Genomic DNA, 13,236 nt, shown 5'->3' with positions numbered 1-13,236 from the left:
CCCATGGTCTACTTCGTCAGAACCGCAGGCGAGGAGGACGTGGAGAAAATCCGCGCCCTTCTGGCCGAGACATTCCACGCCACTTATGACCCGTTCTACGGCGCCGACAAGGTTGCGCGCATGGTGAGCGGCTGGCATTCCGCGAATGCGATCCGCGCCCGCATCCAGAAGAAGGATGGCGAGTTTCTGGTGGCTGACAGCGGCCGGGATATCGGCGGCATCGGTTATGCCGCCAAATATCCCAAGATGGAAAAGACGGCGATGCTGCATCAGCTCTACGTCAAGCCGTCCTGCCAGAATGAGGGCATCGGCCGCGATATCTTCGCGGAGATCGAGACCTGCTTCCCGGATGCGGAAATCATGCGCGTCGAGGTGGCTCTGCAGAATACGAGGGCGCTATCCTTCTACGAACGGCTCGGTTTTGCCGAGGTCGATCGCATGGAGGAATGGGGTGCCCCCAATTCCGGCCTGCCGGCCTTCATTCTCGAAAAGCGGCTGGCGACCGTCTGAGCTGGTTCGAGCTCATTGCTCGAAAGCCTCGCCTTCCTCGTTATAGATCGTCACGAGACTGCAATCCGAAAGGTCCTTGCGGCGCTTCAGGTTGCAGATGGTCTTGGAGGCCTGGATCGCGGCTTCCTTGCTGTCGAAGCCGCAAAAAGTCTCATGCCAATGCGGGCCTTCCTTGGATTGGGCGAAGATGTCGATGCTCCACCAGGCGGGGAAGCAGGCGGTCGTCTCCAGGCAATCTTCGGCCGTACCGCCGTCCTTGATGCATTTCTTCTTGGCGCAATCGAGCGCCTTGCGCACGGTTGACGCAAAGCAGACACCGCTGCTCATTTCCGGCGCCTGCGCAAAGCCCACCGCGCCGCGGCCTTCGGCAGCTGCAACCATCGGCCACGACAGGACGATGAGTGTGAAGAAAAGTGCCGTCAGTCTTTGTAACATTGCCAAATCCCCTTAAAGTCCGCCGGCAACATTCATTGCATAGGCGTGACTGAAAGGAAAAGACGTGTCGGAAAACATTCTCATCCGCCGGGCGCGGGAAGCCGATCTTGCCGCGCTGATCGCGCTCTTTGCTGCCGATGATCTGGGCGGCCATGGCGATACGACCGACCAATCCGCTTTCGAGGATTATCTCAAGGCTTTTCACGTCATCGACGCCTCGCAGAATGAACAGCTTTTCGTCGCGGAAGCGGATGGCGAGGTCGTCGGTACGTTCCAGCTCGTCTTCACCCGAACGCTGAGCGGCCGCGGATCGCTGTCGATGATCATCGAGGCGGTTCAGACGAGAGCCGATCAGCGCGGCAAGGGCATCGGCGCGCAGATGATCGGTTATGCGATTGAAGAGGCGAGGCGCCGTGACTGCCCGCTCGTCCAGCTGACGTCGAATGCAAGCCGAACCGATGCGCACCGTTTCTACGAGCGACTTGGTTTCGCCAAGAGCCATGCGGGTTTCAAGATGAAGCTCAAATAGGTGTGCGACAACGGGAATCACTGGACATCCGCCCCCTGAGGCGGCATAAGCGGGAATGGCCGCTCATGCGGCCGAACCTGTTGCTCACCTGCTTGTTCAAGCCGACGGAAAGCTCATGAAAAACCTCCTGCTGCAGATCTTCACCTGGTGGAACGGACAGACCATGGGCACGCGTTTCTTCACCTGGCGCTTCGGCAAGAAGGTCGGCGAAGACGAGTTGGGCAATATCTATTACGAAGGCCCGATGACCTCCTGGGGCAAGCCCAAGCGTTGGGTCATCTACAAGGATTACGCGGAAGCTTCCGCCATTCCGGCCGGCTGGCACGGCTGGATGCATTACCGCACCGACACGCCTCCGTCCAAGGAGGACTACAAGGCGCGTGAATGGCAGCAGGCTCATAAGGTCAACCTCACCGGCACGCCTTATGCCTACCGCCCGCAGGGTTCGCTTGCCGCCACCGGCGAGCGCCCGCGCGTCACTGGCGATTATGACGCCTGGACGCCCGGCAACTGATCTGCTGATCAGCCTCACACCGGCACCGCTTTTAGCCACAATCGCACTCTAGGTCTCGGCGCGGACGGGAAGTGTCGAGACGGGAAATATGATGGGATTGATGACGGGTTCTCCAGCGAAGTCTTGGGGCAAGCGAACTGTCGGCGCGCTCGTGGCGCTCGTCTCGATCCTTGCCGCGGATGGCGTTTCCGCAGCCCGCATTTCCAATCCCGTCGCCGTTTTCAAGGGCATTGACAAGATCACAGGCCGCATCACCACGTTCGACGTTTATGTCAACGAAACCGTCCAGTACGGCGCGCTGCAGGTAACCCCGAAGGTTTGCTATTCACGCGACGAGACCGAAGCCCAGAAGGTCGACGGTTTTATCGAGGTCGACGAGATCACCCTGGACCGCAAAATCCGCCGCATCTTCACCGGCTGGATGTTTGCCGATAGCCCCGGCCTCAACGCCGTCGAGCACCCGATCTACGATATCTGGCTGACCGGGTGCAAACAGAATTCCGACGTGCCGCCGCCCGCCAAGGCGACGAACTGATCATCACGCAGAGGGTGTCTTGTTGCGCTTGAACAGGCCGGTCAGGGCTTTATAGCCGCCGGCAATCGCCGCAATCACGACAAAGAAGCCGCCCTTTTTCAGCAAAGCCAGTATGATCGCGAAAAGTCCGAACTTTGCCGCAACCTTGGCGCCTGCGCCGGCGGCGATCATTCCCGCCATGCCGTAAGCAGCAATCGCGTCGCCGCTCTGAAAGTCGGTATAACCGGCCCCCTTGTCGAACGATGCCATCTTGGTTGCCGAAGGAATGGCTTCCCTGATTTCCGCAAGCTGGTCGAGGCTCGCCACGAAATTGAACTGCAGCACGCCCTCGCGCCCCAGGATACGGATCGAATAATTGAGCGTGTGCGCGGCGGACATGTTCTTGCCGAACACCAGGTCGCGTGCCCAGTGCAGCGCATGGACCGGTTGGTCGTAGCGCGGCGGAGAAGCCCAGCCAATCAGGGTGATCGGCTCGAAGCCCTGCTTCTCGCGCTCGACATTGTTTTCGGAAATGCCGCTTTTGATCTGCTGCAGCAGTTCGTCATAGTCGATCGTCGCGGCGTCCGCGTCCGAGACATAGCCATCGGCATCATAACCAATCACCGATCCCCAGGAAGCCCCCTCCGAGGGGAGATATTTGGTCGGGAAGATCATGCCGAGCGTATCGCCGGCGGCGGTCGCCGGATTGCCCCAGACATCGACCAGCACCTTCTTGGTATCGGCCGGCGACAGATAGTAGAAATTGCTCGGAACGTTGAGGCTGGCCTTGGCGGCCGGCAGCTTCACAATTCCCTGCTGGAAGTCGAAATCCTTGAAGAAGGCCTTTTCCTCATCGGAAAATTTGCTGGCGTCCGGGAAGATCTCTTCAAGTGTCTTGGCCGCAGCCGGGCTGGAAAGTGATGCAACAATAATGGCGGTCGCTAAAGCATATCTCATTGAAAATCCCTAGTTTACGAGACCACCTTAACGTGTCGGATTGTCGATGCAAACACGAAGGAAAGCGCACTGGTTGATTTTTGAAATGGCGCAACGGCCGCAGTCACGAAGCAGGAAAACGTTTTCCTCAGAATTCCCGGTGAGGCGTATCGACGGCGTCCCGCAGCAGCTTGATATAGCCGTCTTTCGGCACATCGATCGCGCCAAACGTTTTCAGATGCTCGGTCGTGAATTGCGTGTCGAGCAGGATGAAGCCTTTTTGCTTCAGACGCTTGACCAGATGGACAAGAGAGATTTTCGACGCATTGGTTCGCCTCGAAAACATGCTTTCGCCGAAGAAGGCGGCGCCGAGCGATACGCCATACAGTCCGCCGACCAGTTCGTCGCCGTCCCAGGCTTCGACGCTATGGGCATGGCCCATGCGGTGAAGCTCGGTATAGAGCTTGCGGATGGTGGAATTGATCCAGGTACTCGGCCGGTCCGTGGCCGGCTCGGCGCACATGCCGATGACCTCTTCGAATGCGGTATCGAAGCGGATATCGAACGGCTTTTTGCGGATCGCCTTTTCAAGGCTTTTTGAGACGTGAAAATCGTCGAGTGGCAGGATGCCGCGCATTTCCGGCTCGACCCAGAAGATTTCCGGATCCTCGGCCGATTCGGCCATGGGAAACAGGCCTATGGAATAGGCTCGCAACAGAACGTCCGGAGTAATTGCCGGGTAATACCTGCCGCGCCGCCCTGCCATGCTTCTCCCTGAAAAATGACGCCCAAAGCGGTTTTCAGCTTCAGGCGTCAGATCTGGTTAGTGTGCTTTGTCGCCGGCCAGATAGTTTTCTAGCCAGTGAATGTCGTAATCGCCGTTGGCGATGTCCGGATTGTCCACGAGGTCCTGGAAGAGCGGCAGCGTCGTCTTGATGCCGTCCACGACGAACTCGTCCAGCACGCGGCGCAGGCGCATCATGCATTCGACACGGGTGCGGCCGTGCACGATGAGCTTGCCGATCAGGCTGTCGTAATAAGGCGGGATCTTGTAGCCCGCATAGGCGCCCGAATCGACGCGCACGCCAAGGCCGCCCGGCGCATGGAAATGCGTGATCGTGCCCGGAGACGGAACGAAGGTGCGCGGGTCTTCTGCGTTGATGCGGCACTCGATCGCGTGACCCTGGAAAACGATGTCTTCTTGGCGCACGGAAAGACCGGCGCCGGAAGCGACGCGGATCTGCTCGTGCACCAGGTCGATGCCGGTGATCGCTTCGGTGATCGGATGTTCGACCTGAAGACGGGTGTTCATTTCGATGAAATAGAACTCGCCGTTTTCGTAGAGGAACTCGATCGTGCCGGCGCCGCGGTACTTCATCTTCTTCATGGCGTCAGCGCAAATCTGGCCGATCTTCATGCGCTGGTCGACATTGAGGGCAGGGGAGTTGGCTTCTTCCCAGACCTTCTGGTGACGACGCTGCAGCGAGCAGTCACGCTCTCCGAGATGGATCGCATTGCCTTCGCCGTCGCCGACGACCTGGATCTCGATATGCCGCGGCTTGCCGAGGTATTTTTCCATATACACGGCGCCGTTGCCGAAGGCGTTGAGCGCTTCGGTGCGGGCCGTATTGAAGGCTTCGTCGAGATCGGCTTCGGTCTTGGCAACCTTCATGCCGCGTCCGCCGCCACCGGCCGTCGCCTTGATCAGGACAGGGAAACCGATCTGCCGTCCGATCTCCAGCGCGTTCTCGGGCGTCACTTCGCCTTCGGAGCCCGGAACGACCGGAATTCCGAGTTCGACAGCCGTCTGCTTGGCGGTGATCTTGTCACCCATCAGGCGGATGTGCTCGGCGGTCGGGCCGATGAACGTAATGCCATGCGCCTCGAGGATATCGGCGAATTTGGCGTTTTCCGACAGGAAGCCGTAGCCCGGATGCACGGCGTCGGCGCCGGTGATCTCGCAGGCGGCGACGATCTGGTGGATGTTGAGATAGCTTTCGCGTGAGGGCGGCGGGCCGATGCAGACGCTTTCGTCGGCAAGGCGCACATGCATCGCGTCGGCGTCTGCGGTAGAATGCACAGCGACGGTGGCGATGCCGAGTTCCTTGCAGGCGCGCAGGACACGAAGGGCGATCTCACCGCGATTGGCTATGAGGATCTTCGAAATCATCAGCTCGACCTTATTCGATGATGACGAGCGGCTGGCCATACTCGACAGGCTGCGAGTCGCTCACCAGGATTTCCGTGATCTTGCCCGAGCGGGGCGACGGGATCTGGTTCATCGTTTTCATGGCCTCGACGATCAGGAGGGTCTGGCCTTCCTTCACGGTGGCGCCGACTTCGATGAAGTTGCGCGAGCCGGGGGCCGGAGCGAGGTAGATGGTGCCGACCATCGGTGAGGTGACGGCGTTCTTGTTGTCAGCTGCGGCAGCGGGCGCTGCAGCGGCGGCTGCCGGAGCGGCCGCGACGGCTGCCGGAGCGTAAGCCTGCGCCATCGGCGCCTGAACGTATTGCGTCGTGCCGGCGCGCGATACGCGAATGCGCAGGTCGTCCTGTTCGACTTCGATCTCGGTCAGGTCGGTATCGTTGAGGATGTTCGCGAGGTCGCGGATCAGTGCTTTGTCGATCCCGTTCTTTTTCTCAGACATGGCAAACCCTATTCTTCTGTTTATCTTGTCAGGCGGTAATGGTTTTCAAGGCGTGCAGCGCCAGAATGTAGCTCTGGGTGCCAAAGCCGCAGATCACGCCCTTTACCGCTGGTGCGATTGCCGAATGATGGCGGAATTCTTCCCGCGCATGGACATTCGATATGTGAAGCTCGATTACCGGCACGGAGATGGCCTTGATGGCGTCGTGCAATGCGATCGAGGTATGCGTATAGGCTCCAGCGTTGATGGCAACGCCGACAGCCTTCTCTCCGGCTTCATGAATCCAATCGATGAGCGTGCCTTCGTGATTGCTCTGCCGGAAGTCGACGGTCAGGCCGAGTTCCTTGCCGGCGGCGATGCAATCATTCTCGACGTCCTTGAGGGTCTGGCCGCCGTAGATGCCCGGTTCGCGTTTTCCCAACATGTTGAGGTTGGGCCCGTTGAGGACGAAGACCGTCTTGCTCATCACTGATATTGTTCCATCCAGAAATTCAGGGCCACCTATAGACCGCTAGGACGACAAGGAAAAGCCCCCGCCGCGCCGAAAGGGCGCGGCGTCCACTGTCATGGAACCTGTCATGGGTGTCGCGCGCTCAGCGGATGGCTTTCAGCACGTCGCCTTGCCGCATGCGCGGACGTTGGCGACCTTCTGCTCGATCGTCTCGAGGCCGACCGCGCCGAACACGGCTTCGTCGCCGACCACATAGGTCGGGGTGCCGGTAATGCCGATATCGTTCGCCAGCTGATAGGCTTCCTTTACGATATCGTCGTTCGGCTTGTCGGTCATCGACTTGCGGATCTGTGCTTCATCAACGCCCAGAGACGCTGCGACGGCAATTGCCGTCTTTTCCGTAGCATGTGCCTGGCCGCCGAGCAGCTTGCGGTGGAATTCGGAATATTTCTGCGGCGCGACAAGACGCACGGCATTGGCGACGCGATGTGCGGCAATCGAATCCGGTCCGAGGATCGGGAATTCCTTGAGAATGAACTTGACGTTCTTGTCCTTCGACAACACGTCGTCCATGTCGGAAAGCGCCCGCTTGCAGTAACCGCAATTGTAGTCGAAGAACTCGACCACGGTCACGTCGCCCTTAGGATTGCCGAGTGTGATGTCGGTCGGGGAGGAGAAGATGGCCGACTTGTTGTCGGCGATCGCCTTGGTCGACTGCTCGACCCGCTGGTTCTGCTGCTTCGACTGCAGCGCGTCCTGCACTTCCAGCAGCACCTCCGGATTCTGCAGGAGATATTCGCGGATAAACGCGCCCATCTCCTTTTTCTGCTGGTCGTCCAGCGCAAATGCCGGAGCGGCGGCCGAAGTTGCGAGCGCCAGCATCGTGCCGGCGGCAATCGTCTTGAAAAGGCGGGTCATCGATATCCTCTTGAGATGCGGGCGCGAATCCGGCTCACCATCATGTCGGTTTGCGCCGAAACTAAGCCAGTCTTACGGAAGACGAAACCGCAAATTGATTGCCATGTGGTTGATGGCTCTTCACAACTGCGTAATGGGCCGCTCGTGACCGCAAAAAGACTCTTGCCTCAAGGGTTTGGGAGCATTTCCGGATTCAGTCTCCTATGCCGTTGAAGTGGTTTGTGAGTTTGGGTTCGTTGAAAATTGTGTTTGGTGGGCAGCACTCTGGAGCAAGTCAGATGACGGAAGAGGTTTCAGCGAGGATCGTCGATCAACGAATCCGAAATCGGATAATCGAAGCTGTCGAGATGCTGGCTGATGGTGCTGAAGGCCTAGGGCATGTCGGTTTTGTCGAGTTCTTCGAAAGCTTCTATGATTGGATTCCCTATGGATCTCAGCTCCATCCGAACAGTGCATTGAACGATGAAGAACGCATCGAGTTAATCGATCTTGCCGAATTTTTGGATCGGGCCTGTGATGCCACTCCTTCAGATATGACGGCAGTGGAGTTTATAGCGACCGGATGGCCGGATCGTATCCAGCCACGGGCTCGAGAGGTCCTAGCGGTATTTGTCGGGAGAGGGAAGTTCGACGAAGAGCGCGAAGAGGAGCGACCGAGCCGGTAAGCCATATTGGTGAAGGCGTATCCAACCGAGTTCACGTATGATCGCAAATAAAAACGGCCGCGTCTGACGCGGCCGTTTCGGTATTCTCATTCAAACGGCTCAGAAGAAGCCCCGGCGCTGCCACCAGCCGGCTTTCTTCGGCTTCGTGGGTTCGCCATCGCCTTCCGGCGCAGCGGTCGGCTCGGAGCTCTTCACGACCGCTTCAGCCGAGGACGAGATGTTCGAGGCGCGATTGGCACGAGCGGGCTTTGCGTCTTCCGCCGGTGCCGTTTCCGCCGGTGCTGCAGCCGCAGGCTCTGCAGCAGGCACGGGTTCCGCGGCAACCGCTACGGGCTCTTCAGCGGCTTGCGGAGCTTCGCCGAGTGCGGCTTCCACCTGTTCGACCACGGCTTCCACCGGAGCCTCGACGACCGGAGCGGCTTCCGCGACGGGTGCTTCGGCAGAGGTCGCAGCCTTGCCACGGCGCGAGCGGCGCGGCTTGGCGGCGGGCACTTCCGCCGGTGCGGCTTCCGCCTCCACCGTTTCGATCACGGCTTCGAATGCAACGGTTTCGGATGCTTCCGCGTCCGATGCGTCATCGTCACCCTCATCGGCGTCGTCGCCTTCCGAGGCTTCGCCCGAAGCGTTCAGTTCGCCTTCTTCACCATTGCGATTGCGGCGGCCGCCACGCTTGCCACGGCGGCGGCGCTTGCGGCGCGAACCTTCGTCGCCTTCGCCATCCACATCGCCTTCAGCAGAAACGGCTGCGGCATCTGCTTCGGTGGCATCGTCGTCGCCTTCGTCGCCATCCTCGTCGTCGCCGGCATCTTCGCCATTCGCCTGCGCGGATTGGCCTTCACCATTCCGTTCGCCATTGCGGTTGCGACGACGGCGGCGGCGCTTGCGCTTGCGGCCGTTTTCATCGGTCTGGGCGCGATCCTGCGAAGCCTGCTGCGGTTTAGCTTCGACGAGTTCTTCCTCTTCTTCCTCATCGGCCTCGATGATGACGTCGTCTTCATCCTCTTCGACGGGGATAGCCGCGAACTGCATCAGGCTTTCGATCTTGACCGGGTTCTCGACCGGCTCGCCGCGATCGATCGCGAAGTGGGCGGAGCCGATGCTGATATCCGACTCGATGAAGATGGAGACGCCGAAACGGTTCTCGTAATCCATCACGGTCTGGCGCTTGTGGTTCAGGAGATACAGCGCAATGTCCGGCGTGGTGCGGACGGTGATGTCGTGGGTGGTGTTCTTGAGGAGGTATTCCTCGATGCCGCGCAATACATGCAGGGCGACCGACGACTGCGAACGGACATGACCCGTGCCACCGCAATGCGAGCAGACCTGCGTCGTCGATTCGAGAACCGAGGCGCGAATACGCTGGCGCGACATTTCGAGCAGGCCGAAATGCGAGATGCGGCCGACCTGGATGCGGGCGCGGTCGTTCTTCAGGCAATCCTTCAGCTTCTTCTCGACGGCGCGGTTGTTGCGCTTTTCTTCCATATCGATGAAGTCGATGACGATCAGGCCGGCAAGGTCGCGCAGACGCAGCTGGCGAGCGACTTCTTCCGCCGCTTCCAGGTTCGTCTGAAGCGCGGTTTCCTCGATCGAATGCTCGCGGGTCGAACGGCCGGAGTTGACGTCGATCGCCACCAGCGCTTCCGTCTGGTTCATGATCAAGTAGCCGCCGGACTTCAGCGTCACCTGCGGCTGCAGCATACGGTCGAGCTGCGCCTCGATGCCCGAGCGGGCGAAGATCGGGTGCAGGTCGCGATAGGGCTGAACTACCTTGGCGTGGCTCGGCATCAGCATCTTCATGAAGTCTTTCGCTTCACGATAGCCTTCTTCGCCGGACACGATGATCTCGGAAATGTCCTTGTTGTAGAGGTCGCGGATCGAACGCTTGATCAGCGAGCCTTCTTCGTAGACGAGGGTCGGAGCCGTCGACTGCAGCGTCAGCGTGCGGACGTTCTCCCACAGGCGCATCAGGTATTCGAAGTCGCGCTTGACTTCGACGCGGGTGCGGTTTGCACCGGCGGTACGCAGGATGACGCCCATGCCCTGCGGCACGTCGAGCTCGCGGGCGATTTCCTTCAGGCGCTTGCGGTCCTGCGGCTGAGTGATCTTGCGGGAAATACCGCCACCACGTGCCGTGTTCGGCATCAGGACGGAATAACGACCGGCGAGCGACAGGTAGGTCGTGAGAGCGGCACCCTTGTTGCCGCGCTCTTCCTTGGCGACCTGCACGAGCAGGATCTGGCGGCGCTTGATGACTTCCTGGATGCGGTACTGTTTGCGCGGCTTGCGCACGACGCGATCCGGAACCTCTTCCATGGCGTCTTCGGCGCCGACGGATTCGATCACTTCCTTCTCGTGATGCTCGTCATCGTCATCATCATCGTCGTCATTGCGGCGACGGGAATCGACGTCTTCCGAGATCGAGTCCGTATCGACCATCGCGGCCATTTCGCCCGGCTTCGAATCGTCGTCCGCAAAGCTTTCGTTATTTTCGGCTGCGGCGCTTTCTTCGGCAGGCGCTTCCGCGACGGGAGCCTCTTCTGCGGCAGCTTCAACCGGCTTCTTGCGGGAACGGGTGCGCTTCGGCTTGGCTTTCGGCTTTTCGGCGGCTTCTTCGGCCGGCGCTTCTTCCGCAACAACCTCGGCAGCGGCTTCCGCCGGCTCGGCCTTTTCTTCAGCGGGCGCGTTGACGATGCCGATATCCGGCTGATCCTCATGGGCAAGATCGACCACCGGATCGGCAGATTCTGCTTCCGCGATCTTGCGCTGGTCTTCCGCTTCCTGCTGCATCAGCGCCTGACGGTCGGCGAGCGGGATCTGGTAATAATCCGGATGGATTTCAGCGAATGCCAGGAAGCCATGGCGATTGCCGCCGTAGTCGACGAACGCCGCCTGCAGGGAGGGTTCGACCCTCGTCACCTTCGCCAGATAGATATTGCCGCGTATCTGTTTCTTGTGCTGCGACTCGAAATCGAATTCCTCGATCCGGTTGCCGCGCACGACGACTACGCGCGTCTCCTCTTCATGAGACGCGTCGATAAGCATTTTGTCTGCCATTGAAATTCTGCTCCTCGGCGCAGCCGGGGGAGTGCAGAAAGGCCCGCCTCGAAGAGAACAGGCCTTTCAAGCAATTCGGTCGATGCGCCGGATAAAGATATTCTCGCCTGGCGGGTTTGTGACGGCAACCGGAAGGATGACGGGGCTCCTCGCTCCCTCAGTCTCTCCAGATTTTCAAAAAGGTGCCGCGACATCAAAGACCAAACGAGAATGACGATACGATAGGCCCCGAAAATCAAATCATCAGGACCCGATGAGTGTGCTCCGTGTGAGCGTGGGTGGCATGCCACCCGGGGGATTGTTCCGGCCACCGCCGGATGGGATCGAGTATCAGGACAAAGTGTGGCGACGGCGGATGACTGTCGGTCTTCGGCGCCAGTTCCAATGCGGCTGGCAGCCTTCCACAGACTATCCCGTCAACACTTTAACCCTCATGCGCGTTGTATGGTTTATCTGTCACAATAGCAAGGGAAAAGCCGGGTTTGCCATATTCTGGATGGAATTGGACGGCTTAAGAGTGTCTTGGGACGGGCGGATGATTCGCACTTTTTAACATGCAAATGCCCTTTGAAATGGGCAATTTGATGTAAATTAAGGAAGCGGCGGCGGGGCTTCGAATGCAGGTTCAGTTTTGAAGGCGGATTTGAGTGCGAAGGTAAAAAAGGCCTGCGCGGCGACGCTGCGGGTTTTTTTCGCGCGAATCGGTCTCGCTTTTCTCTTTTTGGTAGGCGCGATCTCGGCGCTGGCTGCGGCGCCGGAAATTTCGCCGTCGCGGCCGCTTCTGGCCTTTGCGGCGCGTGTCGCCGGAGACGAGGCACGCACTCGCATTGTCATCGATTTCGAAAAGAAGCCCGAATTCTCCGTTCATTATGTTTCTGCGCCCGAGCGTATCATCGTCGACCTGCCGGCGACGGCTTTCGGCTTTCCGGCCGATGATCTTGCTGCCCGTGGCCTGTTCAAGGATATCCGCTACGGCACGATGGACGAGCGCAGCGCCCGAATCGTGCTGACCGCCAGCCGTCCGGTGAAGCTCGCCGTCGCCAATGTCCAAGCAAACGATAATGGTAGCTTCCGCCTTGTGCTCGATGCCGAGATGACGACGAAGGAGACCTTCGCCAATCTGGTCAAGACGCAAGATTGGGCAAACCAGTCGGTGGCGCAGCCCGATCCGTTGGCGATGGTGGATCAGCAGGACAATGTCTTCACCGTTGCCGTCGATGCAGGTCATGGCGGCATCGACAATGGCGCGACAGGGGCGGGTACCAAGACGCCCGAAAAGACGATCACCCTTGGTTTCGCCAAGCTTCTGGCGGAAAAGCTGAACAAGATCGACGGCGTAAAAGCCTTCCTGACCCGCGATGACGACACTTTCCTGTCGCTTTCCGAGCGCGTCACGGTTGCCCGACAGGGCAAGGCGGACCTGTTCATCTCCCTGCATGCCGATACTTTGGGGCAGAAGGATATCCGCGGCGCCACCGTCTATACCCTTTCCGACAAGGCGTCGGACCGCATGGCGGAAAATCTCGCCCAGCGCGAAAATCTCTCCGACGAGCTTGCCGGTTTCAGTATTCAGGCGGGACCGCCGGAAGTCGCCGATATTCTGCTCGACCTTGCCCGCCGCGAAACGCAGGCATTTTCGATAGCTTTGGCGAGCAATGTCGTGAATTCCTTCGAAGGCCAGATCGGGCTGATCAACAATCCGCATCGCTATGCCGGGTTCCAGGTGCTGCGCGCGCCGGATATTCCGTCCGTGCTGCTGGAACTTGGCTTCCTTTCCAATCCGGAAGACGAGAAACAGCTGCTCGATGAAGCATGGCGCGGCAAGGTGACCGATCGTATTGCCGATGCGGTTCGTCGATATCGGGAAAAAGCGCTGGCAAACGGCGGTTGAAACGCGCGCTATTGGCGTGACCCGCATGCCACAGCTGAAAACCAATCTCCGTTGCACACAGCGCCTACGCGTAATTCGGGACGGCGAGCCCTATTTTACTCACATTCAAGCGGTTACTCGGGGCGAGTTGGCGCAGTGAATGACGCAGGGTTGATCCCGCTAGAGCCTTGC

General features: G+C 59.4%; 14 protein-coding genes. 6 read left to right on the top strand and 8 right to left on the bottom strand.

All coding sequences use genetic code 11. The annotated features are described in order from the left end of the window. Positions 1-3 precede the first annotated feature (3 nt). Positions 4-510 carry a GNAT family N-acetyltransferase gene (locus KX729_RS02670; protein WP_219740877.1) on the top strand — a complete coding sequence of 169 codons (507 nt, stop codon included), beginning with the start codon at positions 4-6 and terminating at the stop codon, positions 508-510. Positions 511-522: 12 nt separating this feature from the next. On the opposite strand, the gene KX729_RS02665 is transcribed toward KX729_RS02670, so the two are convergent. Further along, complete coding sequence (locus KX729_RS02665) at positions 523-945, bottom strand: hypothetical protein (protein ID WP_219740876.1); 423 nt, start codon at positions 943-945, stop codon at positions 523-525. A 64-nt stretch (positions 946-1,009) separates the two neighbouring features. Between KX729_RS02665 and KX729_RS02660 the strand changes: the two genes are divergently transcribed. From KX729_RS02660 to KX729_RS02650, 3 genes are all read left to right on the top strand, one after another. Further along, positions 1,010-1,474 carry a GNAT family N-acetyltransferase gene (locus KX729_RS02660; RefSeq protein WP_219740875.1) on the top strand — a complete coding sequence of 155 codons (465 nt, stop codon included), beginning with the start codon at positions 1,010-1,012 and terminating at the stop codon, positions 1,472-1,474. A 115-nt stretch (positions 1,475-1,589) separates the two neighbouring features. Continuing rightward, the gene (locus KX729_RS02655; protein ID WP_219740874.1) at positions 1,590-1,988 is read left to right on the top strand and encodes an NADH:ubiquinone oxidoreductase subunit NDUFA12; all 399 of its coding nucleotides are present in this window, start codon (positions 1,590-1,592) and stop codon (positions 1,986-1,988) included. A gap of 91 nt (positions 1,989-2,079) precedes the next feature. Continuing rightward, a complete protein-coding gene (locus KX729_RS02650; RefSeq protein WP_376775900.1) occupies positions 2,080-2,523 on the top strand; it encodes a DUF2155 domain-containing protein in 444 nt (147 codons plus the stop codon). 3 nt (positions 2,524-2,526) lie between these two features. Here the strand turns inward: KX729_RS02650 and KX729_RS02645 are convergent, their stop codons facing one another. The 6 genes from KX729_RS02645 to KX729_RS02620 all read right to left on the bottom strand — a co-directional run bounded on the left by KX729_RS02645 (position 2,527) and on the right by KX729_RS02620 (position 7,455). Further along, a complete protein-coding gene (locus KX729_RS02645) occupies positions 2,527-3,459 on the bottom strand; it encodes a DUF2167 domain-containing protein (protein ID WP_219740872.1) in 933 nt (310 codons plus the stop codon). Positions 3,460-3,586: 127 nt separating this feature from the next. Next, the gene (aat, locus tag KX729_RS02640) at positions 3,587-4,204 is read right to left on the bottom strand and encodes a leucyl/phenylalanyl-tRNA--protein transferase (protein WP_219740871.1); all 618 of its coding nucleotides are present in this window, start codon (positions 4,202-4,204) and stop codon (positions 3,587-3,589) included. Positions 4,205-4,261: 57 nt separating this feature from the next. Further along, a complete protein-coding gene (accC, locus tag KX729_RS02635; RefSeq protein ID WP_219740870.1) occupies positions 4,262-5,608 on the bottom strand; it encodes an acetyl-CoA carboxylase biotin carboxylase subunit in 1,347 nt (448 codons plus the stop codon). Between the two features lie 10 nt (positions 5,609-5,618). Further along, the gene (gene accB / locus KX729_RS02630) at positions 5,619-6,086 is read right to left on the bottom strand and encodes an acetyl-CoA carboxylase biotin carboxyl carrier protein (RefSeq protein WP_219740869.1); all 468 of its coding nucleotides are present in this window, start codon (positions 6,084-6,086) and stop codon (positions 5,619-5,621) included. 28 nt (positions 6,087-6,114) lie between these two features. Continuing rightward, positions 6,115-6,552, bottom strand: a complete 438-nt coding sequence (gene aroQ / locus KX729_RS02625) for a type II 3-dehydroquinate dehydratase (RefSeq protein WP_219740868.1) — start codon at positions 6,550-6,552, stop codon at positions 6,115-6,117. A gap of 141 nt (positions 6,553-6,693) precedes the next feature. Next, positions 6,694-7,455, bottom strand: a complete 762-nt coding sequence (locus tag KX729_RS02620; protein WP_219740867.1) for a DsbA family protein — start codon at positions 7,453-7,455, stop codon at positions 6,694-6,696. A 278-nt stretch (positions 7,456-7,733) separates the two neighbouring features. Between KX729_RS02620 and KX729_RS02615 the strand changes: the two genes are divergently transcribed. Beyond that, on the top strand, positions 7,734-8,120 hold the full coding sequence (locus tag KX729_RS02615) for a hypothetical protein (protein WP_219740866.1): 387 nt from the start codon (positions 7,734-7,736) through the stop codon (positions 8,118-8,120). A gap of 99 nt (positions 8,121-8,219) precedes the next feature. Here KX729_RS02615 and KX729_RS02610 read toward each other — a convergent pair whose 3' ends face one another. Then, complete coding sequence (locus tag KX729_RS02610) at positions 8,220-11,174, bottom strand: Rne/Rng family ribonuclease (protein ID WP_219740865.1); 2,955 nt, start codon at positions 11,172-11,174, stop codon at positions 8,220-8,222. A gap of 643 nt (positions 11,175-11,817) precedes the next feature. Here KX729_RS02610 and KX729_RS02605 point away from each other — a divergent pair. Then, complete coding sequence (locus KX729_RS02605; protein ID WP_376775899.1) at positions 11,818-13,065, top strand: N-acetylmuramoyl-L-alanine amidase; 1,248 nt, start codon at positions 11,818-11,820, stop codon at positions 13,063-13,065. Positions 13,066-13,236 lie beyond the last annotated feature (171 nt).

It is taken from the genome of Neorhizobium populisoli, from assembly GCF_019430945.1.
In the GTDB taxonomy this organism is placed as follows: domain Bacteria; phylum Pseudomonadota; class Alphaproteobacteria; order Rhizobiales; family Rhizobiaceae; genus Neorhizobium; species Neorhizobium populisoli.
Note: the sequence above shows the minus strand (reverse complement) of the source record. Positions and strands in the feature narration are given on the sequence as shown.